3 protein-coding genes are annotated in these 7,116 nt (G+C 42.2%); all 3 read left to right on the forward strand.

The window, feature by feature from the left end; genetic code table 11:
* The first annotated feature begins 215 nt into the window (after positions 1-215).
* On the forward strand, positions 216-1,058 hold the full coding sequence (locus WMO38_RS14740) for an ICP22 family protein (RefSeq protein ID WP_117528215.1): 843 nt from the start codon (positions 216-218) through the stop codon (positions 1,056-1,058).
* 233 nt (positions 1,059-1,291) lie between these two features.
* Positions 1,292-6,670 carry a SpaA isopeptide-forming pilin-related protein gene (locus tag WMO38_RS14745; RefSeq protein WP_349163184.1) on the forward strand — a complete coding sequence of 1,793 codons (5,379 nt, stop codon included), beginning with the start codon at positions 1,292-1,294 and terminating at the stop codon, positions 6,668-6,670.
* A 73-nt stretch (positions 6,671-6,743) separates the two neighbouring features.
* On the forward strand, positions 6,744-7,116 hold a 373-nt coding region (locus tag WMO38_RS14750), incomplete at its 3' end, for a DUF5688 family protein (RefSeq protein WP_349163185.1).

The raw sequence follows: 7,116 nt of genomic DNA on the forward strand, positions 1-7,116 counted from the left end.
ATTTCTTTCATTCGTAAGAATGGGCACATTCTGAGAGGAGGTGAGCGTATGCAGGTAAAGGGTTTATTCTTAAATTACAAGAAAAACAGAAGACTTATGCAGTATTTCTTTAGAATAAGAGAGCTGGTATAATGAAAGGAGTTTAAGATGCACAGAATACGGGACAGTCCTATGTGTCCCGTGCATTACAGATAAATAGTTCACCGCAAGGGTGGATGGCACGGAACACAAAGCCCGTCCCTCTTGCGGAGAAGGGATGGGCGATTACTATGAAGAAGATAAGTATTATCTTATTATCCGCAGTACTGGTCTTTTCAATGGCTGCCTGTAATGGTGGTAAGGAAAAGGCTGATAATCAGACAGAGAAACAGACGGAAAGCGTAAAGCCAACTGAAGAAGCAGAAATGGCAACGGAAGCTGTCACAGAGGTCACAACCGAAGCTGGAAGCGAAGAGACAGAGAAAGATATTGCCGAGGTTAAAGATTCAGAAGAGAAGAATGATAAGGAAGATAACCGGTCCGCTGATAATGAAACTGCTTCAAGGCAGGAAGAAAAGCCAAAGCAGAATGACGAGCCGGAACAGAAAGCTTCAGTAAATGATAATGAGGAAGCTGGCGGAAATCAGAGTAATGCAGGTAATGGTGGTCAGACTACAGACAGTCCGAAAGACAATGTGAGCAATCCACAGCCTGCATCCGTGGCATACAGTCCACAGAATGTTGTGTCACTTGCAACAGCAAAGTGTCAGGCAGGAGGGATGATTACCACACAGCAGAATTTACAGAATCATTTGAATGACGGCAGTATCACGCAGGAAGAGTACAATGAGTATTATCCTTACGATGGTATGGAAGGCTCTTATTATAGTGTGTTTGTAGAGACAGACCTCAACAAAGCAAGTACCATTGATGGACAGCGGTTATCATCTGAGGATGCAATCGCAGGATATATTGCAAGTATGTTACTTTTGGAAACAGATCCGGTATTCTACATCAGTTATGATGGAGTTTACACGACAGGCGGTACAAACTATTACGAGTTTCGATGTCACAGATAAATAAAAACGAATAGAAGCAGAAGGAAGAAAGATGTAAGCTATAAACTTATGTCTTTCTTTTTTTGTACCCGTTCAGAGCCAAGCAAAATTTCATAAATCGGTTGTGAAATGCTTGCATTTCTAAGACTGATTTTGAAATTTTATTTGGCGGATACGCCACATGAGCAAAAATTGCAGTAGGCAATTTTGCGAATAGGCTCTGAACTAATTGAGATTTAAGGAGGAAAGAGCACATGAAACAGAAACTAAAGCGTTTTATGGCAGGATTTATGGCTATGCTCACACTGGTTGGAACACTCTTTACGAATGGAACAACAGCATTTGCAGCCAGTCCGCAGGCAAATATTGCGTTCTGGAATGCGTCAGTCAAAAATTCCGGAGAAGTAAGTGAGCTGAAGCCCGGATATAATCATGGCAAGATTCTGTATTCAATTCTTGACGGAAATTCTGCATATTGTATGAATTTCGGATTAAGAGCAGATGGCGGTCAGCTTATGAACAGCTACGATGATGCGAGCACATCAATGTCAGCACAGCAGAGAAAGCTTTTAAGTTACTGCCTTTATTATGGGTTTAACAGTACACAAAAGGCGGCACCAAGCAACAGTCAGTGCGATGAGTATATCGCAACTCAGGCAATGGTATGGGTTATTGTAGCAGATATCTTTGGAACCGGAAGCGGTGATTCAGCAGCAAGAAAGCTCTGTAACACAGCACCAAGTCCTGATTCTTCATACAGCTATTATGAGAGACTTAGGGACAATATCAGCAGCTCCTACAATGCAACACTTCCAAGTTTTGCATCACGCAGAACCAGTGAGGCACCAACTTATGAGCTGAAGTGGAATGAGGGAAGTCAGAGATTTGAAGCAACATTATCTGACAGCAATGGTGTCTTATCAGACTTTGATTTTGGCATCAGCGGATATTCTGTTGATAAGAATGGCAACAGTATTACAATCTCTTCAACGAGTGTGAATACCACAGCTACAACAGGAACATTCACATCCAATGCTGGCAAGGTTGAGACAACATCAAGCTGTGTATTCTGGCTTACAGGAAAGAGCGGATATCAGGAGTTTATTTCTGAAAGACCGACAGCAGATCCTGTCAAAGCCTATATCAAGGTCAAGACAGAGAACATCGGATATGGTGAGCTTACAAAGACAGATGAGTCAAGCGGAGTGAAGCTTTCCGGTGCAGTCTATGGAATTTATTCTGACAGCGGATGCACAAACAGAGTACAGACCATGACAACAGATGGAAACGGATATGCAAAGTCAGCTGCACTTGTCGCAGGCACTTATTATGTAAAAGAGATTACAGCACCAAAGGGCTATGTTCTTTCCGGTAAGGTTCATACTCTTACTGTAAGAGCGGGACAGACAACCGGAATCTCTGCAACAGATAAGGAGCAGCTTGGAGCAATCACAATCTACAAGGAAGGTGAAGTGCTCAGCTCATGGAATGGAAGTAACTTTATTTATGAGAAAAAGAAGCTTCCGGGAGCAACATTTAAGGTGACAGCAGGAGCAGATATCTACAAGGCAGATGGTACAAAGGTGTATAGTGCTGGCGATGTTGTAGCAGAAAGCCTTACAACAGGAGCTGACGGACAGGTGGTATTATCTGACCTTCATCTTGGAACCTATGTGGTTACTGAGATTAAGAGCATTGATGGTTATACAATCAATACCACACCTCAGACAGTAGCAGTTGAGTATAAGGACCAGACTGTGACAGTACAGTATGAATCAACTACGATTGAGAATACAAGACAGAAAGCCGATGTATCTGTCGTAAAGAAGGACTCTGACACAGAGAATCCTCTTGATGGTGGCAAGTACACACTTTATGCCGGAAATGACATCAAAAACTATGCCGGACAGGTTATTGTGACAAAGGGTACAGCTCTTGAGACAGTAACTACAGGTGAGGACGGAAAGGCAAGCTACAGCGTGGATCTGCCAATCTCTAACGGATATTATGTCTCAGAGACACAGGCACCATATGCGTATATCAGAAACAGTAAAGATGTTTACAGCTTCAATTTCAATGTATTACCTGAAACACAGGCAAAGGCATCATTCAGTCACACATTTGTAAATGACAGAACCACAGCAAAGATTCATATCTACAAGGTAGATAAGGAATCAGGCAAGGCAGTAGCCCAGGGAGATGCAAGCCTTGAAGGTGCAGTTTATGGTCTTTATGCGAGAAACGATATCGTGCATCCGGACGGAGCAACAGGTGTTGTATTTAAATCAGGGGACTTAGTTGCAACTCTTACAACAGATAAGAATGGCGAGGCAGAGGTAAATAACCTTTATCTTGGCAACTATTATGTGAAAGAAATCACACCATCAAAAGGCTATCTTCTTGATGAAGAGGAGCACGATGTAGTTTGCGACTATGAGGGAGACCTTGTAGCAGAGGTATCAAGAAGCACAACCTCAGCAGAGCAGGTCATCAAGCAGCCATTCCAGCTTATCAAGGTATCGGACAATGGCGATGATACTGAAGCAGGCTTATTGGCAGGTGCAGAGTTCACAGCTTATTTGAAATCATCTTTACCTGTAAAGGCAGATGGAAGTTATGACTTTGACAAGGCAACTCCGGTAGTAATCGGGGAAAACGGAGCAACAACAATCACATCCGATGACAAGGGACATGCAGTTTCTATTGCAATTCCTTATGGAACCTATGTGGTAGTAGAGTCAAAGACTCCTCACAACATGAAAACTATCAAGCCATTTGAGGTAAAGATTAAGGAGAACCATCCAACAGAGCCTCAGACATGGAGAGTTTTCTTAGACAGGGAGTTTACAGCAAAGCTTCGTGTAATCAAGAAGGATTCTGATACAAAGCAGACAGTACTTGTACCAAATGCTGAGTTTAAGATTTTCAACCTTGATAAGAATGAATATGTAACCCAGTACACAACTTATCCGTCAAAGGTTAAGCATACTTCATTCTTTACAGATGAGGATGGAGATTTAATCTTACCGGAAGCACTTAAAATCGGTAACTACCGCATTGAAGAGGTCAAAGCACCATTCGGATATGTGGTAAACGATAACTATATCAACATTTCGGTTGATACAGACACAGCATTTGAGACTGATGGAGATACCAATGATGCCATCATCACAGTGGAATATTCCGATGCCCCGGCAGTAGGAGAACTTACTGTTGAAAAGAAGGGAGAGGTACTTGACGGATTTAAGGGCGGACTTTTTGCAAACTCTGAGGATAAGGAGTTTGTCTATAAAGAGGGCTCTCTTGCCGGAGCAGTATTCAAGGTGTATGCAGCGGAAGATATTTTCACAGCAGACAACCAGAAGGACGCAGATGGTAACCGCACCAAGTATTACAGTAAGGGCGACCTCGTGGCAACTCTTACAACAGGCAAGGATGGAAAGGCAACAGCTAAGAATCTTCCTCTTGGACAGTACAGAGTTGTGGAAGTGGAAGCACCATACGGCTATGTATTAAATCCGAATGAGCAGAAAGTGACATTCACATATGTGGATGATAAGACACCTGTTATCAAGGAAAGTCTTACTTTCTCTAATGACAGACAGAAACTTGATATGTCAGTGACAAAGCTTGATTCAGAGGACAACACACCGATTGCAGGTGCTGTATTCGGACTCTATGCAGATGAGGACATCAAGAATGTGGATGGCAAGGTAATCATCGAAAAGGGTACACTCCTTGAGAAAGCAACTTCTGATGAAAACGGAAAGATTGCTTTTGTTAAGGATTATCCGTTTGCAAAGTATGTTGCAAAAGAGATTGAAAAGCCTGCCGGATATGTGACAAACGAAGAGGTAGTAACCTTTGATACCAAGTATCAGGGACAGGATGTGAAAACTGCTGTATATAGCAGCGAGTATAAAAATACTCCGACAACCTTTGAATTTACAAAGACGGATATTACAAGTGGCGCAGAGCTTAGTGGTGCAACACTTACTGTACTTGATAAGGATGGAAATGTGGTAGACACATGGACATCTGATGCAAAGGAAGCTCATGTAATCAAGAAGCTTGTAGTTGGCGAGACTTACACACTTCGTGAGGAGTTTGCTCCATACGGATACCTGAAAGCAACCGATATTCAGTTTACAGTAGAGGATACAGGCGATGTGCAGCATGTCGAGATGAAGGACGAGGTTCCGACAGGTTCTATCGTAATCAACAAGGATGGTGAGTTTGTAACAGATACCACTCTTATGAAGGGACACTGGTATGATTTCATTTTCAATTACTTCAAGGATAGTCTCGCAGGAGTAACCTTTGATGTATATGCAAAAGAGGATATTGTGAGTGCAGACGGACTTGGAACTGTATACCACAAAGCTGGTGACAAGGTAGCAACCATTGTTACGAACGATAAGGGCATTGCAAGAATTGATGACCTTCCACTTGGAAAGTATTATCTTGTAGAGACAAAGACATTAGATGGATTTGTGCTGGATGATACACCGATTGATGCAGACCTTTCTTATATCGACCAGAATACAAAGGTTGTATTTGCGGGAATGGATGTAACCAATGAGAGACAGAAGGTGCAGATTACTGTCACAAAGACTGATTCAGAGACGAAGAATGCTCTTGAAGGTGCAGTATTCGGCTTATTTGCGAAAGAGGATATCGTAAATAAAGATGGAAAAGTCATTGTCAAAGCAGATACACAGATTGAGAGAGGTGTTACTGGAAAGGATGGCAAAGTAACATTTACCTCTGACCTTCCGCTTGGACAGTATTATGTCAAAGAGATTGAGGCACCAAAGGGCTATGTGAAGTCTGATAAGATTTTTGATGTGGATGCTTCATATCAGGGAGATAAGGTAAAGGTTATCGAGTTTGACGCAGCATTTGAAAATGCACCGATCAAGGTAGAAATTTCAAAGACTGATATCACAGGCAAGAAAGAATTGCCTGGAGCAAAGCTTTCGGTTATTGATGCTGATGGAAAGCTTGTTGAGAGCTGGACATCAGAGGCAGGAAAGACTCATATGATTGAGAGACTTCCTGTCGGAAAGTACACACTCAGAGAGGAATCTGCACCATATGGATATAAGGTGGCAAGTGATGTAACCTTTGAAGTAAAGGAGACAGCAGAAATCCAGAAGGTATCCATGAAAGATGAACAGGCAGTCGGTAAGATTGTCATTGAGAAAACTGACAAAGTAACCGGAAAGCCGATCGAGGGTGTTGTATTTGAAGTAAGGGATAAGGACGGAAAGGTGCTTGATACACTCACTACTGACAAGAATGGTCATGCAGAGAGCAAGGAACTTCCTATCTGCACTTACAACGAGGATGGTTCATTCAAGGAAGATATCCATTATACAGTAGTTGAGACAAAGGCAGCTGACGGATATATCCTTGATGAAACAGCTCATGATGTAACTCTTCGATATGATGACAATGCACCGGATGTTGTTGTAGCAACTCTTAAGCTTGTCAATGTACCGACAGAGCCTAAGCTTCCACAGACAGGCGACAATGCAAATCCGCTTCTTTATCTTGGAATTGGTGCACTTGCACTTATTACAGGTGTTGGAGTAGGACTTCGTGGAAGAAAGAAAAAGAATAAACAGTAACAATTAACCTTGCGGGGAATGTAAGCCAGTAACTTATGTTCCCTGCTTTTTTAGATTAAGGAGGAACCGTAATATGATGAATTACGAGATTTTTAAGGAAGTAGTAAAAGAAAAGTTTATGGATTATATGCCTGAGAAGTTCAAAGGAATGGAGCTTGTGGCAGAACCCGTGGAAAAGGTGAATGTGACTCTTGATGGCATCATCTTAAGAGAAGAAGGCAGGAACATTTCGCCTACGATTTATATCAATGACATGTATAAGAAGTATCAGGACTGTGGCGATCTTGAGGAAACACTTATGGCTGCATGTGACTTCATGGAAAGGGCATATGAGCAGACTCCGGTTGTTGATGTGGACAGCATTATGAGGGATGCTAACGAGAAGATTGTATTCCAGCTCATCAATACAGAGCAGAATAAGACATTTTTGGAACAGGTGCCGCACA

The organism is Lachnospira hominis (ex Hitch et al. 2025), from assembly GCF_040096395.1.
Taxonomy (GTDB): domain Bacteria; phylum Bacillota; class Clostridia; order Lachnospirales; family Lachnospiraceae; genus Lachnospira; species Lachnospira hominis.

What these genes read in the sequence shown, in the direction of transcription:
- WMO38_RS14740 (WP_117528215.1), top strand. Translation starts at nt 216, where the DNA reads ATGGCACGGAACACAAAGCCCGTCCCTCTTGCGGAGAAGGGATGGGCG.
- WMO38_RS14745 (WP_349163184.1), top strand. Translation starts at nt 1,292, where the DNA reads ATGAAACAGAAACTAAAGCGTTTTATGGCAGGATTTATGGCTATGCTC.